Here is a 17,759-nt window from a genome sequence, read left to right on the forward strand (position 1 = left end):
CCGGAATTCCGTCGGCGAGGCCGCCCCCTGGAACATCTGAGCTTCTGCTGAGCTTCGCGCGTGCGCATCCGGCACCGTGAAGACGCCGATGTCTTCACTAGATTCACACTACATGAGTCCGATTGGGGACGAACTTTCCCCACGATCGTCCCCTTTCCCTTTCTTCGGCGGCCTATGTGCGCCTTGCCCGAATCCGTACGGTGTGTCAACTGCGAGATACGGTAGACGTCTTGTCCGCGTCACCGTTCTCACCGCTCTTCTTCCCCGACCGGTCGGGGGCGCTGCCGCACGCCGGAGCCGTGACCTTGGGCTTGGCGGCGCCGGACGCGGCGGCCGGGTCGAGGTCCGCACCGGTCGGCAGGGACGCGAGGAGCGGTGCCGGGACCGAGTCGATGTCCCCCGCCTCGTACCCGAGTGCCTCCAGCGACTCCTTGGCCGAGAGGCGGTACTTCACTCCGTTCTCCGCGACCAGGTAGGTGGTTCCCGCGTGCGCGGCGCCGCTCGCGTGCAGGGCCCGGACCAGGGCGCCGTGACCGGGTCGTACGATCGTGGCGTCCGTGGGGACGCAGGCCGGGCTCAGAGGCTGGGCGGCGCCCTCCGACACCGCGACCGGGGCGAGCCGGGACAGCGGCACGAGCACCGACCGGATCCGTGCGCCGCCGTCGCCGCCGTCCACCTGAGCGCAGAGCGCGGTGCCGCGCGTCGCGGACTGCGGAGTCGGCGGCGCGTCCGGCAGCTCCGCGGACGCGACGGGGCCCGGGTTCTTCGCCCGGTGCTCGCGCAGCACGGCCGCACCGACCGTGCGCACCTCGGGCGACTCCCCCTGGTAGGCGTCCTTCTGAGTGGCCGGGTCGCCGAGCACCAGAGCGGCGCCGAGCCGGGTCAGCGGCACCGTGCCGTCCTTGCGAAGGAGGTGGTAGGTGCTGTCGCCGCCGGGCACGCTGACCTTGAAGAGCTGGCCGATCCGGCTGGCCTCGCCCCCCACTTCGGGGCCCACCTCGCCGCGGCCGGGCACCTCGGGCGGCGCCAGGGCCGGTCCCGGCGCCAGCGCGTCGAGGAAGGCCGCCGAGACCGGCATCGGCTGCTTGGAGCCGTAACCGAGAGCGTTGCGGGCGTCGGACGCACGGTCGAGGGCCAGCCTGCTCCCCCGCCACACCAGGTACTCGGTGCCGTCCGGGCCGCGTACGAGCACTCCGCGGTCGCTGCCGACGTCACTGGAGTTCAGCGGCGCCCCGGCCACGACGCTGGTGGCCCCGGGCTTGTTCACCCCGGTGTCCGCCACGGAACCGGAGGTGTCGGGCAGCGCCCCGCCGGGCCCGGTGACGCACATGTGCCAGGCGCCGGAATCCAATTGGCCCGCGCCGGGCACGGTGTCCGGGGCCCCGGGGATGCCGACCGGGGTGCCCACCGGGACGTCCTCCAACGAGGCGGTGCGGACGTCGACGGCCGCCAGGTCGGAGCCCCCGATCAGCCGCGCCGACGCGTAGTTGCGCACCGGGTGCAGGGTGCCGTCGGTGTCCGTCCACAGGTAGCGGGCGCCGGTGTCGCTGTTGACGACCAGGTGCTTGCCGTCGCGCCAGCTGTCGTTACCGCCGGGGCGCAGCAGGCCGTAGACGGTGGTGATCGCGCCGATCAGGACGGTCACAAGGACGCCGAAGATCACGCCGCGTGTGGTGCGCCCGAGCGGGCTCTCCGGGGCGTCCGGATCGGCCGTCAGCAGGCCCGAACTGAGCCTGCCCATCATGAAAGTGTGGGCATGTACCTGGTCTCGTTTGGACTGCACGGCCTCTCCTACGACTCCTTCTCCGTGTCCCGGTGTGCGGGCTCTTTACCCCGTGTACGGGATCCCTCTGTCCCGGTGCGCTCAGCCGAACAGGCCGCGCAGCCAGCCGAAGAGCCCCGCGACCCAGAGACTGAGCGGCAGCAGCGCCACGGCGAAGAGGGTGTGCGCGAGCTCCCCCGCACGGCCCCAGTACGGCAGCACCCGGCGGCCGGGGATGATCCAGGCGGCGACGACGAGTCCGGCAGCAGCGGCGAACAGCACCGCGAAGACCACCAGCCGGCCGGTGCCGTCGCTGTCCACCGCCCAGGCGCGGGCGAGGAGCAGCAGCCCCCAGACGCCGGGAACGGTCAGGGTCAGCCGCTGCCCGATGTGGACAAGGCCGCGGCAGTGCAGGAGGAGGAGCAGGCTCAGCACGAGGGAGGCGAGCACCTCGGGCAGGCTCGGGCTCTGGGTGAGGACGGCCAGGGCCGCCGCCGCGATGGTGCCGGTAGCGGCGAAGAGCGCGGTGACCCAGCGCCCTGCCAGCTCGGTGCGCTCGGCGACCTCGTCGCCCGCGTAGGGCTCGATGCCCTCCTGGAGCTGGGCGGCGGTGGACGGCAGCGCCGGCAGTCGCAGGCCTGCCAGTTTGAAGGCGAAGGGCGCAACCGCTCCGGCGGCGAGCGTGACCACCCCCGCCACCAGGGCCACCGCGGCCGAGGCGCCGAGGCCGGTGTACCCCATCAGGGCCCCGGCGATCGCGGTCGCCACCGAGACGAGCGCGGTGGCAAGGAGGGCCGGGGCGCCGACCGCGGTGGCGGCGAGCGCGAGGACCGCGCCGCCCGCGCCTGCCGCGCCAGCGGCGAGCAGCCGCGCTCCCGCGACCCGGGCCGCGTCGGGGCCGCTCAACTCGCCGCCGGGCAGCAGCCAGCCGGCCAGGGCCAGGCAGGGCGCGACAAGGAGGCCGAGCGCGTTCGCGGAGAGCCGGTCGCCGACCGCGCGGCTGGCGGAGCCCGCACCCGCGAGCATCAGCAGCCCGGCCAGGGCCGCGCAGACAGCCCTGAGGGAGCCGGAGTCGGTCACCCCGGGCCAGAGCACCAGCATGAGGGCGACCACCACGGTCGCCACCGCGGTGCCCACCAGGAGTCCGCGGGCCGCTCCGGGGTGCCAGGTGTGCAGCCGTCGGCCCGCGGTGTCGGCTATCCCGTCCACCAGGTCGTCGAGCCGCGCCTCGGGCAGCGCCTCGGTGTGCGGGCGCAGGTAGAGCACGGCGCCGTCGGCGAGCCCGGCGCGGGCCAGGGTGGTCTCTTCGTCGAGCGGGGCGTCACCCAGCTGCTGGAGCACCCAGCCGGCGTGGTCGAGACCCGTCTCCTCGACCTCCTCGCCGACATAACGCAGCAATGTGGGCAGGAGATCGGCGACCGGCACATCGGCGGGCACGGCCAGATCGACGGACACGCTCGGCGCACGTACGGTCAGGCGGCACAGTTCGGCCACCGCACTGTCGGTCATCAGCTGAACTCTCGTCTTCCGTGAAGGCTTTGTCTGGAGGACTTCCCCGGGAGTGGGGACGTGCGAATAGTACGGAAGACGCACGCGGCCAGGAACGGGGGTGCCGGGCCGGGGAATTGTGTCCGCGCCGACCGTGAAGACCGCCCCGCGTGGACAGGTCGCGTTCCGTGAATGCAGACTACTGCCTACGCCCACCGGGTCGTACTACGGACCGGTTCCATTGTCCGGCAGAGAGTTGTCCATCAGGGGAGTTGCCCCTTCCCCCGCTATCCACCCGAATCTTTCACCCGGCGTTCACCGCGTCACGCGGGACCGGGACAATCAGCGCGGTGCGGGTCTTTTCCCGCTGCCGAGAGCCCCGGTATTCGCTGCGGGCCTAAAAGCCAGTGAAACCGGAGGTTCTGTTCCTTGAGCGTGGTGCTGTTTCGCCGGCCGGCCCGCAGACGCGGACCGGAGATGCCCGAAGGGCAATTGACCCTCCAGGAACCGCCGGTCCTTGCCGAGACGGTTCCGGACACCTCGGCTATATGGACCTATTTGCCGATGGCGCTCATGTCGGTCTCGATGATGCTCATGTTCCTGCGCCCCGGCGGTGGGAACGGCGTCTTCATGTATCTGGCGATGGGCGTCATGGCGCTCTCCGCCGGTGCCATGCTCCTTGGCCAGATCATGCGCAAGTCCAGCGAGCGCAAGCAGCGCCTGAAGGGCGAACGCCGCGACTACCTCCGTTACTTGGCGCAGACCCGCAAGCGGGTCCGGGTCACCATCACGGAACAGCAGCGGGCGCTCGCCTGGCGCCACCCGGAGCCCGCATCGCTGCGCTCGCTGGCCCGCACCTCCCGGCTGTGGGAACGCCGCCCTGCCGACGAGGACTTCGGCGAGATCCGTCTGGCGGTCGGTGAACAGCAGCTGGCGCTCGCCCTGAACCCCGTCTCCACCCGCCCGGTGGAGGACCTCGAACCCCTCTGCGCGCACGCCCTGCGCCGCTTCATCCGCGCCTACTCCACGATCCCCGAACAGCCCCTCGGCCTCTACCTGCGCTCCTCGGCCAGGGTCCTGCTCCGCGCCGACGAAACGCCTGGCACCGAAACCTCCGAAGCCGACACCGAAGCGGTACGCGCCCTGGTCCGGGCCATGCTCGGCCAGCTCGCGGTGTTCCACGCGCCCGAGGAACTGTGGATCGCCTTCTGCGTCAGCGACGAGCGGCGGCCCGACTGGGAGTGGGCCAAGTGGCTGCCGCACGCCCTGCACCCGTACGAGGAGGACGGCGCGGGCCAGGTCCGCCGGATCACCGCCGACCTCACCGAGCTCGACGATCTGCTCGGCGCCGAGTTCGCCGAGCGCCCCGGCTTCGACCCGGAGGCCCGTCCCGGCCGTGACGAGCCCTACACGGTCATCGTCCTGGACGGCGTCACCGTTCCCGAGGGCCACCGCTGGGAGGGGCACGGCTACCGCAACGCCCTGGTCCTCGACGTCTCCGGGGCGCTGCGCTGGCGTCCCGGCCGCAACACGCTGCGGCTGACCGCGGGGCCCGACCAGGTCAGCCTGGTGCGCACCGACCGCAGCCGCAAGGAGCGCTCCGTGCCGCTCGGCAAGCCCGACCGGCTCGGCCGGCACGGCGCCGAGTCGCTGGCCCGGCTGCTCACCAGCCGCCGGATCAGCCTGGGCAGCGACATCGCGCAGCCGCTCGACAGCGACGTCGAGCTGACGACCCTGCTCGGCATCCCCGACCTGCACCGGCACGACCCGCAGGCCCTCTTCGACCGCAACACCGGCTCCGCCCGGCTGCGGGTGCCGATCGCGGTCGGCGTGGACGGCCGCCCGGTGGAGCTCGACATCAAGGAGTCCGCGCAGGGAGGCATGGGCCCGCACGGCATGCTCATCGGCGCCACCGGCTCCGGCAAGAGTGAACTGCTGCGGACGCTCGTCCTTGGCCTCGCCCTGACCAACTCCTCCGAGACGCTCAACTTCATCCTGGTCGACTTCAAGGGCGGCGCCACCTTCCTCGGCCTCGAGGAACTCCCCCACACCTCCGCCGTCATCACCAACCTCGCCGACGAGGTCGCCCTGGTGGAACGTATGCAGGACGCCCTGCACGGCGAGCTCATGCGCCGTCAGGAGCTGCTGCGCTCCGCGGGCAACTACACCTCCGCCCTTGAGTACGAGCGGGCCCGCGCGGCCGGGGCCGATCTCGCCCCGCTGCCCAGCCTGTTCGTGGTGGTCGACGAGTTCAGTGAGCTGCTCTCCGCGCACCGGGAGTTCATGGACCTGTTCGTGATGATCGGCCGCCTCGGCCGTTCCCTCGGCGTACACCTGCTGCTCGCGTCGCAGCGCCTGGACGAGGGCCGCATGCACCAGTTGGAGAGCCACCTCTCCTACCGCGTCGGTCTGCGCACCTTCTCCGCGATGGAGAGCCGGGGCGTCCTTGGCGTGCCGGACGCCTACCAACTGCCGGCTCAGCCCGGCAGCGGCTTCCTGAAGTCCGGTGTGGAGTCCCTGACCCGGTTCCGCGCCGCCTACTCCTCCGGCACCTACGCGCGCCGCACCGGCGCGGTGGTCCAGGCCCGGGTCGCCAGCCAGGTCGTACCGTGGACCAGTGGCTGGGTGGTGCCGCGCACTCTGGAGGCCGCGCCCGAGCCGGAGCCGGAGATCGAGGAGAACGGCCCCGAGGAGACCCTGCTCGACGTGGCCCTCGACAGGCTGCGCGACGCGGGCCCGGCCGCCCATCAGGTGTGGCTGCCGCCGCTGAAGGAGCCCTCGCCGCTTGACGCCCTGCTGCCCGGCGTCGTCCCCGTCCCCGGGCGCGGACTCACCGCCGACGGCTGGTCCGGCACCGGCAAGCTCCGCGTCCCGGTCGGCCTGGTGGACAAGCCCTTCGAGCAGCGCCGCGACCCGCTGGTCGTGGACCTCTCCGGGGCAGGCGGCCATGTCGCCATCGCGGGTGGTTCGCAGAGCGGCAAGTCCACCCTCGCCCGCACTCTGATCGGCGCTCTCGCCCTCACCCATACGCCCGCCGAGGTCCAGTTCTACTGCCTCGACTTCGGCGGCGGCGGGCTCTCGCAGTTCGCCGGGCTCCCGCATGTCGGCGGTGTCGCGGCACGGCTCAACCCGGAGCGGGTGTACCGGACCGTCGCCGAGGTGATGACGCTGCTCGCACGCCGTGAGCAGTTCTTCGTCGACCACACCCTCGACTCCATGCAGTCATACCGTCGGCGCCGGGCCGCCGGGGAGTTCCCCGACGAGCCCTTCGGCGACGTGTTCATGGTGATCGACGGCTGGTCCACGGTCCGTCAGGACTACGACAACCTGATCCCGAAGTTCAACGAGCTGGCTGCCCGTGGCCTCAACTACGGCATTCACCTGCTCATCACCACCACCCGCTGGGTGGAGCTTTCGGCCCAGGTCCGTGACCAGGCAGCCACCCGCCTCGAACTGCGGATGGGTGATGCGATGGACTCCGAGATCGACACCCGCAAGGCCCGCTCGGTGCCGCGCAGCGGTGGCCGCGGCATCACCGCCGACAGCAAGATGCACTTCCTGGCGGGTCTGCCCCGCATCGACGGGAGCGGCTCCCTGGAGGATCTCGGCGACGGTGTCGCCCACCTCGTCGCCGAGGTGTCCCGGCACTGGACGGGCGCGCCGGCCCCGCAGGTACGGATGCTGCCGCACCGGCTCCCGCTCGCCGAACTCCCCGCGCCCGAGGCCACCGAGGGCGGCGGAATGCGCCTCCCGCTCGGCATCGACCAGGACGCGCTCGAACCGGTCTGGCACGACTTCAGCCGCACCCCGCACCTGATCGTGGTCGGCGACACCGAGAGCGGCAAGACCAACATGCTGCGCCGCATCACCCAGGGCATCACCTCCCGCTACACGCCCGACGAGGCGAAGATCATCGCGGTGGACTACCGACGTACCCTGGTGGACACCATCCCCGAGGAGTACCGCATCGGGCATGTGATCTCCCTGGACAACCTCAAGGAGACCGTCGAGGGCGCGGCCCGCGCGATGAAGACCCGCGTACCCGGCGCCGACATCGCTCCTGGCCGGATGCGCCAGTGCGACTGGTGGACAGGGCCTCGTCTCTTCGTCCTGGTCGACGACTACGACATGGTCTCCGGAAGTTCCTTCCAGAGTCCCTTCGAGCCCCTTTTCGAGCATCTGACCCTGGGCTTCGAGACGGGCCTCCACATCGTCGTCGCCCGCAGCGCCATGGGCGCGGGACGCGGTCTCAGCGACGGTCTCCTGCGCCGCCTCGACGAGTCCAACAACCCGGCCGTCCTGCTGTCCTGCCCGCCCACCGAAGGCCGCCTCTTCGGCAACGCCAAGCCTCGCAACCTTCCCCCGGGCCGTGCTCTGCACATCGCACGCCGCAAGGAGCGCCTGATGCAGACGGCGCTGGTGGAGGAGAACCCGGGGCAGAGCGACTGAGGAAACGCCGGGTACGAACGGAAAGTGGGGGCCACCCTTGGTGGCCCCCACTTTCCGTTCGTAGTACTCAGTCCTGCGCCGGTCCTCCGGCGCCCGCCGGACGCCATCCCCTTCTGCGGGCCCTGGGAAGCACGAGAGCTCCCCAGAGGATCGCCAGGACGGCTGCGGAGCCGAGCAGCACGAAGAGGGTGGCGCGGCCGGTCGCGCGGTCGGCGGCGGATGTGTCGCGCACGGCCACGGGTTCCGCGGCGTGCCTGGCGCCGGTGGGGGCGCCGGAGTCGCCGAGGACCGTGGTGACGGCGGCGTAGGCATCCAGCTGGGGGATGTCAGCGGGGTAGGCCGTGGCGGTCAGGCGGCGCTCGACGACCTTGGGTGATTCGTCGGGGTGGGCGGCGCGGACCACTGCCGCGGCCCCGGCGGCCTGGGCGGCGGCCACCGAAGCACCGGCGCCGAGATAGTGTCCGTCGCCGCGCGGGCCGCCGGAGACCACTCCGGCGCCGGGGGCCGCCAGGTCGATGCCGCTGGTGGGCAGGGATCCGTCAGGGCGGGCGCCGCCGGGAAGCATGTCGGCGACCGAGACGACACCGGGTTCACCGGCCGGCCAGTAGACGCGGGACGGCACCTCCTCGGTACCGCGCGCGGGCGGGTCCGGGGTGGCGGCGGCGATCACGACGGCGCCCGCACGGCGGGCGTCGGCGACCGCTTGGGTCAAGGCCTTGTCCCTGCGGGGCAGGGCCACCGCGACCGCGATGACCTTGGCCCGGGCCTCGGTCGCCGCGCGCACCGCCTGTACGACCAGATCGGGGTTGGCCTGACCGCGCGGTCCTGTACCGCGCAGGGCCAGGATCTTCGCACCCGGAGCGACCCCGGCCAGACGCGGGCTTGCCCCGCCGTTCCCGGCGATGAGCCCGGCCAGGAAGGTGCCGTGGCCCACGCAGTCCTCACCGGCCGCTCCTACGGCGGTGACCCTGCCCTTGAGCCCGGCGGCGTCGGCGGCGACACCTGTGCCGATCAGGGCCACGGTCACGCCCGCACCGGTGTTGTCGCGGTGCAGCCGGTCCAGATCGAGGCGCTGGCGCGACCAGTCCTGCTTCTTCGCCTTCTCACGGGAGGCGGGGGTGCAGGGCGCGTTCGCGGCATCCGGGTCGAGCGCGGAGGGCATGCCGGGCAGTTCCTGGCCCTTCTTCCCGTCGGCCGTCGGCGGGCGCGAGAAGGGTGCCGCCTGGGCTGGGACGGCCATGGGCAGCAGCAGGGCGGCGGCGAGGCCGGTGCCTGAAAGGAGGCGGGCGGCGCCGCCCGCGGGCGGCCTCATCGGGGTGCCGCCTTCGGTGCCGCGGCCACGACGTCGTCGGGGACGAGGATGCGCAGGTCGTCGAGTGTGGGCGTGGCCAGTGAACTGAGGCGTCTGGCCTGGCGGGTGACCATCGTCTCGACCACTTGGCGGGCCAGGCGGGCGTTGCCGAAGGTGCGGTCCCGGGGCAGCGAGTCGAAGTACTCCCGCAGCAGCGGTCCTGTGCCGGGGCCGCACTCGTAGCCCATGTTCGCGGACTGGGAGCGCACGATGGTGACCAGTTCCTCGGAGGAGTAGTCGGCGAAGCCGATCCGGCGCGGAAAGCGGGAGGAGAGGCCCGGGTTGGAGGCGAGGAAGCGTTCCATCTCGTCGGTGTAGCCGGCGACGATGACGACCACCTCGTCACGGTGGTCCTCCATCAGCTTCAGGAGGGTGTCCACCGCCTCCTGGCCGAAGTCCGCGCCGCCGCCCGCCGGGGTGAGGGTGTATGCCTCGTCGATGAACAGCACGCCGCCGCGGGCCCGTTCGAAGACCTCGCGGGTGAGCTGGGCGGTGTGGCCGATGTAGCGGCCGACCAGGTCGGCGCGGGCCGCCTCGATCAGCTGGCCCCGGTCGAGGATGCCGAGCTGGGTCAGGATCTCCCCGTAGAGGCGGGCGACGGTGGTCTTGCCGGTGCCGGGCGGCCCGGTGAAGACCAGGTGGTTGCTGAGCGAGGGCACCGGAAGTCCAGCGGCCGCGCGGTGGCGGGCGGTGGTGATGAGGTTGACCAGGTCCGCGACGTCGCGCTTCACCTCGGCAAGGCCGACCATGTCGCCGAGCCGGGTGAGCGGGTCGTCGGCCGGGGCCACGGCGGTCCCGGCGTCCTTCGCGGCGGCGGTGATGGAAACGTCCTCGGGCAGCAGCAGCCGCAGGTCCCTCTCACTGACCTGCGGCAGGGTGGCGAGCCGGACCGCCTGTCTGTCCACCATCTCCTCGAACACCCCGCGCGCGGCACGGCCGTTGCCGAAGCCCGCGTCTCGCGGCATCGCCTCGAAGTGCGCGGCCAGCGCGTCGGCGGTGCCCTCGCCCAGTTCGTACTGGTGCTGGCCGCACATGTTCTCCATGATCGCGACCAGTTCGGGCACCGAGTAGTTCTCGAACTCGACGGTCCGCGAGAAGCGTGATGCGAGGCCCGGGTTGGAGCCGAGGAAGGAGTCCATCTCGCGGGAGTATCCGGCCGCGACCACCACCACGTCGTCGCGGTGGTCCTCCATCAGCTTAAGGAGCGTATCCACCGCCTCACGACCGAAGTCGGCTCCGCCGTTGCCGCTGTCCGCGGTGAGCGTGTACGCCTCGTCGACGAACAGCACGCCGCCAAGGGCACGCTGGAACGTCTCGGTCGTCTTGATCGCGGTACCTCCGACGACCTGGGCGACCAGGTCGGCGCGGGAGACCTCCACCAGGTGCCCGCTGCGCAGCGAGCCCAGTTCGGCCAGGATCGAGCCGTAGAGGCGGGCGACGGTGGTCTTGCCGGTGCCGGGGGGCCCGGCGAAGATCAGGTGCCGGCTCATCGGCGGGGCGGACATGCCGAGTTGTTCGCGGCGCTGGGCGAGCTGGGTCAGGTTGACCAGGGTGCCCACCTGCTGCTTGACGTTCTCCAGGCCGATCAGCGCGTTGAGGGCGCCGAGCGGTCCGTCCTCGCGGTCCGGCGGGGGCGCGTCACCGGCGCCGGATCCTGCCGGGTCGGTGTTCTCCGCGCTGCCGGTGCCCCAGGCGTCCCGCTTGCCGTTGCCTACGCTGTTCAGGCCCTCCACGGCGAGCCGGTCGCCGGGCGAGGTCTGTACGAGACCGCCGCCCGCGTTCTCCCGGGCGAGGCAGTTCACGATGGAGACCGGTGCGGTGGACTCCACGCGGAAGCCGTCCTGTTCGCCCCCGGAGACCTCGCAGCCGCTGAGCGAGGCGAGCGCGCCCTCGCTGAGCAGGAACCCGTGGCTCTTCGGGGCGTGGACCGTGGTGCGGTTGGCGGTCAGCTCGCCGCCCGCGGCAACGATCACCCCTTCTTCGCCGGATATCTCCACGCGGAAGTCGCGGACGGTGACGTTGCCGCCGTCCTCGACGACCAGGCCGCTGGTGGCCGTGTCGGAGACTCCGCCGCCGGCCAGGTAGAGGGTGCTGCCGGAGGACACGCGCACGCCTGCGCCCGTCGGCCGTACGATCTCGCAGTCCTCGGCGCGGCCACGGGCGTCCCTGGTGGCCGCGATGCCGTCACCGGCGGGCTCCACCAGACGGGCCCGGCGCAGCAGGGGGTTGGCCCCGCCGTGTACCGCGATCGCGGGCGAGCCGCCGATCACTTCCAGGCGGTCGAGCTCGGGCGCCGAGTCCTCTTCAAGGAGCAGCCCGGTCCCGGCGCAGTCGCGGACGGTGAGGCCGGTGAGCGCCGGGGACGCGCCCCCGGCCACCCGCAGCGCCGCGCCCTGCGCGCTGTCCACCCAGCAGTCCTCGAACGTGCCGCGCGCCCGGTCGGTGACGAGGACGCCATGGCCGCGGGTGCGCGAGACCCGGCAGCGGCGCAGCACCGGGTCGGTGCCCCCGGCAAGGGCGATCCCGTTGCCGGACGCGCCGGTGACGCGGACGTCCTCCAGCGTCGTACGGCCCGTGCTGCTCAGGTGCACGCCGGTGCTGGTGTCGTGCACCACGGTGCGGGTGACCGTGATGGAGCAGTTCTGTTCCAGGGCGATGGAGGGCTTGTCGGTCGAGGAGAAGTCGCAGTCCTCGACGGTGCCGCGACCCTCGCCGTTGGCGAGCAGGCCGTTGCCGCGGGCGCCACGCACCGTGCAGCCGCGGACGCGCGCGTCGCCCTCCTCCGCGATGACCAGGCCACTGGTGCCCAGGTGCTCGAAGCTGCAGGACTCCACGGTGCTGGGCGTGGTCGACGTGACCACGATGCCCGCGCCCTGCGGGTTGCTCACCCGGCAGTCCCGAAGGGCGAGGGAGCCGGTGCCCCCGGCCAGCATCGCGGTCCAGGCCGCGCCGATGACCTCGCAGCCGTCCAGTGCGGCCTGTCCGCGCCGTACGTCCACGGCAGGCTGCTCGGCGTCGCCGCCGCGCAGGGTCAGTTCGGAGAGCATCACCGCGTCGGCGCGCAGGGCGAGCACACTGCCCGAGCGCGGCCGGATCTCCACGGTGCCCCGCCCCTCGGCGGCGGTGAGGGTGACCCGGGTGTGGATCACGAGGTTCTCCGCGTACGTCCCGGGCCGGACGCTGATCAGCGCGCCGGTCCTGGCGGCCACGAGTGCCTCACCGATCGTCCGGTAGCGGTCCTGGCCTCCGGGGCCGACCGTCAGTACCTGGCGCGACACGCACCAACCTCCTTGCCATGGCTGCGTCTACAGCGGGACGCCCCCTCGCGGGGGCGCGTGTGTCGGCGAGCCGACGGTGCCATCATGCCTCGCCCGCGGGAACGGGCGGGCATCGGGAGTGGTGTGCTCCCGCTGCGGTGCGTCCGGTCAGACGCTCCACTTCTGGTTGTCCCTGCCCGTGCAGCCCCATAGTTCGAGAGGGGCGTGGTTCTCACGGTTGCTGCCGTTGATGTCGACGCACTTGCCGACCACGGTGTTGACCAGGTCGTGGCTGGGGTTCAGCGCGAACTTCTGGGCGTCGGCGCCGTTGCACCGGGCGATCTGGATGGCCGTTCGGTCGTTGAAGTTCGCGTTGGCGACGTCCAGGCACAGGCCCTGAATGCGTACGGTCCCGTCGGAGGCGAACTGGAACTTCTGCGCCGGGGCGTTGTTGCAGTCCCACATCTGCAGCTGCTTGCCGTCGCTGAAGTTGCTTCCAGGTACGTCGATGCAGCGGCCCGAGAGGTGGCTGCGGAAGGAGACGGGGGCGCCGAGAGTCACGCCGGAACCGGCCTTCTTGGGCTTGTCCTTCTGCCTGTCGGACTTCTTCTCGCTGCGCTGCTTCTCCGTCTGGGTCTTCTTGCCCTCGTCCTTCGGCTTGTCCTTCTCGCCGTCGTCCTTCGCCGAGGTGGCCGCGGTGTTCCCCTTCTCCGACTTCTCGGACTTCTCCGACTTGTCGGACTTATCGGAGTCCTTGTCGTCATCCTTGGCACCGGCGTCGGGCTTGGTCTCCGCGAACTCACCCGGTTCGTCCTGCTCATCGCCGCCAAGGACGGTTCCGGCAGCCGCCGCCGGTCCCTTGCCGCCCTTGTCGTCATCCCCGCCGAGCGTCAGCAACGGCACGGACACGAGCAGCGCCCCGGCGACCGCGGCTCCGGCGAGCACAGCCCTGCCCGGCCGCCCCACCGGCCCGGTCCGCGTCTGCGGCTTGCCGATCGCGGTCGCGGACACGGTCCGAACTAGCGCGGGCAGTCGGCTCTTGGCCGCCGCGGCGGCGCCGGGGTCGGTCTCGGCGTCGGGGCCCGTGCCGGAGGCGGCCGCCCCGCTCCCGGATGCGGCCACCCCGCTCTCGGACGCGGCGCCGGTGGCCTCGGCCTTGGTCCCGGACTTGGCTTCGGTCTTGGACTTGGCTTCGGTCTCGGCCTCGGACTTGGCGGGCTCCGTGCCGGGCTCGGCTGCGGCTTTCGCCTCCGCGGGCTCGGTCACGGCCCCGGGCTTCGGCTCGGGCTCGGTCTTCGGCTTGGGCTCGGTCTTCGATTTGGGCTCGGCGACGGTGGCCGCCGCGGTCGTCTCCTCACCGTCGGAAGCCGTCTCGGCCCCCTGGGAAGTGGAGGGCTGCTGGGCCGAACGCGTCACGAGGTACTCCCTGTGATGTGGGGCGAGAGTTCAGAGGAGCTGTCGATCCGGGCCGCGGCCGACGGGTCGGCACGGTCCACGGTGCCGGAGAGACCGATAAGGCTGTCGGCCGGGACGAGCAGAGGGGCCGCGGCCCCGGCGTTGACCATCAGCAGGGTGCCCGAACCACTCAGTGAACGGGCCAGCTCCCGCGCCGGAAGCCTGCCATGGCGAAGTACCGGGGACATGAACTCGTGTGCGGGTGAGGTGAACAACAGCACAACCGGCTCCCCGTCCTGCCCGGTCGCCGTGAGCGGACCGCCGTCCGGCGCGCGCACCACGGTGATGTCCGTCTCCGCGAGCGCCGCGAGGGCTTCGTCCACCGACCCGTATCCGGTGGCGGCCCGCTGCGCCGCCGCGTCCACCGGGTCGGTGGGCTCCGGCCAGCCGAGCACCCGGGCGGAGGGGCGGTACGCCGGGTTGGCTCGGTACTCCCCCACTCCCCCGCTCTCGTCCGACTGCCACTCCCCGAGCACCGCGAACTCCGGCGGTGTCCGCCCCTCGGTCCACTCGGGGTCGACCACGCCGATCCAGTGCCCTGGCGCCCGGCGGGCGGCGGCGCGCACCGCCTCGGGTATCTCGGGTGTGACGGTGGCCTCTGGTGCGTCGTCAACGGCTGACGCGGGGGCGGCGGGGGCCGGGCCGGATCCACCGGACACCACGGACAGGGCATCATGCCTGCCCTCTTGCCGTTCTCCGGGCCGCATCTCCACCTGAACTCTTCGGTCCGTACGAATCCTTGGGCGCCGCACAACAGGCGCGCGCCGACATTGATCATACTGATCATGCCGGAAGTCAACAGAATGCCATACGCGCCCCTGCTGTTGGCGGCCGGGGAAGATCCGTTTCGGCCCTCCGCGTGCCCGTTTGACGCCCGATCGGGGAACGTTTTGGGAGCAGTGAGGCGTGAACGGACAAAGCACCAGGGCAGTTGTGGGGCGATGGGCGGCTGCCGGCCCCGTGACGGGCTAAGTTGTGCACGCCGTCGGCCCCACCGATGGACAGTGCGCTCCGGCCGGACGTCCGGGCCGGGGCCGTACGGGAAGACCTCGCGGCCCGGAGGCGTCGGACCGGCCCGCGGCCGCCACCGTGACCGACCACGCGGAGACCGGCATCAAGTACCGGGCCGAACCGGCTCACTTCGACACGCCCCCACCCGACACCGGTGGCGGCGGCAGGCTCTCCGCCGGCCCGGCCGCCACGCGGGCCCGTGCCCACATCGACAGCTCCGCCACCGAGGAGGAGTACCGCATGTCCCCCCAGCCCCCCGCCCCCGGCGCGAACGCGGAGACGGCCGCAGCCGCCCCCGCGGGAGAGACCGGACCGCCGGCCGCTTCCCGCGCACCGGGCGAGAAGACCACTCCCTGCGTACCGGACAAGGAGACGCCCAGTCCGGTCGCAAGCCCCGATGCGGAGTCCGGCACCTCCCCGGCCGCTGAGACCTCGGCCGCTCCGGCCGCCGCGCCGTCCAAGTCCACCGAGACTCCGGACGAGGGCGTCGCCGTGGCCGCGGCCGTCGGCACGGCGCCGCCCGGCGTCAAGACCAACACCGGCGTCGACAAGGGCCGCCCCCGCAAGCCGGTCCTTGCGGGCGCCGCGCTCGTCGGTGCCGCCCTGATCGCGATACCGCTGCTCCTGACCGGCAGCGCAAGGGACGACGGGCCCTCCGACACCGTCAAGGACGCAGGAGGCTCCGACACCGTCCTGAACCCCGACTCCGACCCGGCGGGGCTCCAGGACTACGTGGCCAAGAAGCCCAGTCCGTCCCCGGACAAGAAGAAGCCCAAGAAGTCCGAGGCCCCGAAGACGACCGCCCCCAAGACCGCGCTGCCTCCGCCGGAGCCCACCAGGAGCAACCCGCCCGAGAAGAAGCCCGACCCCAAGCCCAAGACTGCTCCGAAGCCGAACTGGACCACCGAGACCGTTTCGGCACCCAGCGTCCTGGAGGTCAAGCAGGCCTGGACCACCAACCGCATCCGCATGGTGATGCAGACCGACGGCAACCTCGTCGTCTACAACGAGAAGGGCAAGCCCATCTGGGCGTCCATGACCTTCGGCGAGAACCACCGGGCGATTTTCCAGCAGGACGGCAATCTCGTCATCCACAACGGCGACGACCGTCCCATCTGGGCGTCCAAGAGCCACGGCCACGAGGGCGCGCAGCTGATACTCAGGGCCGACGGCAGAGTGGTGATCGTGCACGACGGCCGGGTCATCTGGTCGACCTGACACCGCGCCGGGTCCGCTGCGGCAGTGCCCCACATGCCAGCCCTTCACGCCCATGCATCTCGTTCCTATGGGACTGTCTTACGCTTTTGCCTTGCATCTGCGTATACCGAGACAGAGGGCTGTGTGATGGAGGAAGGCATGCTGCCGCCGGGCCAGCGGCTGGCGAAGGGCTGGCCCGTCTCGCACTACGGGCCGGTTCCGCGCTTCCGCCCGGAGCGCTGGACCTTCCAGGTCTTCGGCGCCACCGCCGGCGGGGAGAAGCACTCCTGGACCTTCGAGGATCTCGCCGCCCTGCCCAGAGTCACCGTTCTCGCGGACCTGCACTGCGCCTCCGGCACCAGCACCACCGGCCATGAGTTCTTCGGCGTACCCGCGTCCGCCCTGCTGGATCTCGCCCCGCCCGCCGAAGGGGTCTCCCGTGTCATGGCCTGGGCCGAGTACGGCTACAGCGCGAACCTCCGCATGACGGACCTCACCGCCGCGTCCACCGTCCTGGCCACCCACCACAACGGCGAGCCGCTCACCGCCGAACACGGCTTCCCGCTGCGTCTGGTCGTCCCGCACCTCTTCGGCTACAAGGGCCCCAAGTGGCTGCGCGGCATCGAGTACATGACCGAGGACCGGCGCGGCTTCTGGGAAGAGCGCGGCTACCACAACACGGCCGACCCCTGGGCCGGCCAGCGCTACGCCTACCAGGAAGAGGACGACGACCAGTAGCGGGGCCCATCGCCGCCACCGGACTCCGGGCGCATCACAACCTCCAAATTCGACGCCGCACATGCCACACTCTTTGGCCGATCAGCCAAGCATTCGCCAGCTACTAGGAGATTTCCTGCGGCAGATGCAAAATTGATGGCGTTGTCCGGGACGCGCTTGCCGCCGCCCCGGCCCGGCCCGAAAGGCGAGGTCCCCCCATGGTCATGCGCACCTACGACGGCAGCGCCGACGACATCGGCCACGGGGCCATCAGTCGTACGTACGCCTCCTATCGCCGCCCCGACGAGCGCATCGCCCGCGTCATCGCCCAAGCCCTCGGTGACGCGCGCACCGTCCTCAACGTCGGCGCGGGCACCGGATCGTACGAGACCACCACGACGCACACGATCACCGCGGTCGAACCGTCCCTGGCCATGCGCGCCCAGCGCCCGGCGCGACTCGCCACCGCGATCGACGCCGTGGCCGAGGACCTCCCCTTCGACGACGGCCAGTTCGACGCGTCGATGACCCTCTTCAGCGTCCACCAGTGGTCCGACGCCGAAACGGGGCTGCGCGAGATGCGCCGCGTCACCCGCGGCCCCGTCGCCGTACTGACCTGCGACCCCGCGCGCATTCGCGACTTCTGGCTCTACGAATACGCCCCCGACGTCCTGGAGACCGAAGCCCGCCGCTACCCCTCCCTCAACCGGCTCACCGCCGCGCTCGGACCCACCACCAGCATCCAGCCCGTACCCATCCCGCTGGACTGCACCGACGGCTTCAACGAGGCCTACTACGGCCGGCCCGAACTCCTCCTCAACCCCGCGGCCCGCCAAGCCTGCTCCGCCTGGAGCTTCATCGACGACCGCGCCCGACAGGACTTCGACATCTCCCTGCGCCACGCCCTGGGATCCGGCGCCTGGGACGAAGCCTTCGGCCACCTGCGCGGCCGACCCGCCTACGACGGATCACTCGTCCTCCTGCGCGCCACCCCATGACCCCTCTTCGTTGCCCCCGATGAGCGCTCCGCCCCGCGTTGTCGACCACGACGAAGCGGCGGCCGGGCCCGCTG

The 17,759-nt window shown here is 71.8% G+C and carries 10 protein-coding genes; 4 read left to right on the forward strand and 6 right to left on the reverse strand.

The window, feature by feature from the left end; genetic code table 11:
• Window positions 1-205 precede the first annotated feature (205 nt).
• Both eccB and eccD read right to left on the reverse strand, forming a co-directional pair.
• Window positions 206-1,783, reverse strand: a complete 1,578-nt coding sequence (gene eccB, locus ACFVXC_RS39795) for a type VII secretion protein EccB (RefSeq protein ID WP_389916245.1) — start codon at window positions 1,781-1,783, stop codon at window positions 206-208.
• An 81-nt stretch (window positions 1,784-1,864) separates the two neighbouring features.
• Window positions 1,865-3,271: a type VII secretion integral membrane protein EccD gene (gene eccD / locus ACFVXC_RS39800; protein WP_389916247.1), complete on the reverse strand. Its 1,407-nt coding sequence runs from the start codon at window positions 3,269-3,271 to the stop codon at window positions 1,865-1,867.
• Between the two features lie 456 nt (window positions 3,272-3,727).
• On the opposite strand from eccD, the gene eccCa reads away from it, so the two are divergent.
• On the forward strand, window positions 3,728-7,699 hold the full coding sequence (eccCa, locus tag ACFVXC_RS39805; RefSeq protein ID WP_389916249.1) for a type VII secretion protein EccCa: 3,972 nt from the start codon (window positions 3,728-3,730) through the stop codon (window positions 7,697-7,699).
• A 67-nt stretch (window positions 7,700-7,766) separates the two neighbouring features.
• Here the strand turns inward: eccCa and ACFVXC_RS39810 are convergent, their stop codons facing one another.
• From ACFVXC_RS39810 to ACFVXC_RS39825, 4 genes are all read right to left on the reverse strand, one after another.
• Window positions 7,767-9,011: a S8 family serine peptidase gene (locus tag ACFVXC_RS39810; protein WP_389916251.1), complete on the reverse strand. Its 1,245-nt coding sequence runs from the start codon at window positions 9,009-9,011 to the stop codon at window positions 7,767-7,769.
• A complete protein-coding gene (locus tag ACFVXC_RS39815; protein ID WP_389916253.1) occupies window positions 9,008-12,328 on the reverse strand; it encodes a right-handed parallel beta-helix repeat-containing protein in 3,321 nt (1,106 codons plus the stop codon). Before ACFVXC_RS39815 ends, ACFVXC_RS39810 begins: the two co-directional genes overlap by 4 nt.
• 147 nt (window positions 12,329-12,475) lie before the next feature.
• The gene (locus ACFVXC_RS39820; protein WP_389916255.1) at window positions 12,476-13,723 is read right to left on the reverse strand and encodes a ricin-type beta-trefoil lectin domain protein; all 1,248 of its coding nucleotides are present in this window, start codon (window positions 13,721-13,723) and stop codon (window positions 12,476-12,478) included.
• Window positions 13,720-14,469, reverse strand: coding sequence for a type VII secretion system-associated protein (locus tag ACFVXC_RS39825; protein WP_389916257.1), 750 nt, complete (start codon window positions 14,467-14,469; stop codon window positions 13,720-13,722). The genes ACFVXC_RS39820 and ACFVXC_RS39825 overlap by 4 nt, the downstream gene beginning before the upstream one ends.
• 544 nt (window positions 14,470-15,013) lie before the next feature.
• Here ACFVXC_RS39825 and ACFVXC_RS39830 point away from each other — a divergent pair.
• The 3 genes from ACFVXC_RS39830 (at window position 15,014) to ACFVXC_RS39840 (ending at window position 17,685) form a co-directional block, all read left to right on the forward strand.
• Window positions 15,014-15,991: a mannose-binding protein gene (locus ACFVXC_RS39830; RefSeq protein WP_389916333.1), complete on the forward strand. Its 978-nt coding sequence runs from the start codon at window positions 15,014-15,016 to the stop codon at window positions 15,989-15,991.
• Between the two features lie 138 nt (window positions 15,992-16,129).
• Entirely contained in the window at window positions 16,130-16,708 is a 579-nt protein-coding gene (locus ACFVXC_RS39835) for a molybdopterin-dependent oxidoreductase (RefSeq protein ID WP_389916259.1), read from the forward strand.
• 197 nt (window positions 16,709-16,905) lie between these two features.
• On the forward strand, window positions 16,906-17,685 hold the full coding sequence (locus tag ACFVXC_RS39840) for a class I SAM-dependent methyltransferase (RefSeq protein ID WP_389916261.1): 780 nt from the start codon (window positions 16,906-16,908) through the stop codon (window positions 17,683-17,685).
• The last annotated feature ends 74 nt before the right edge of the window (window positions 17,686-17,759 follow it).

It is taken from the genome of Streptomyces sp. NPDC058257, assembly GCF_042881845.1.
GTDB lineage: Bacteria > Actinomycetota > Actinomycetes > Streptomycetales > Streptomycetaceae > Streptomyces.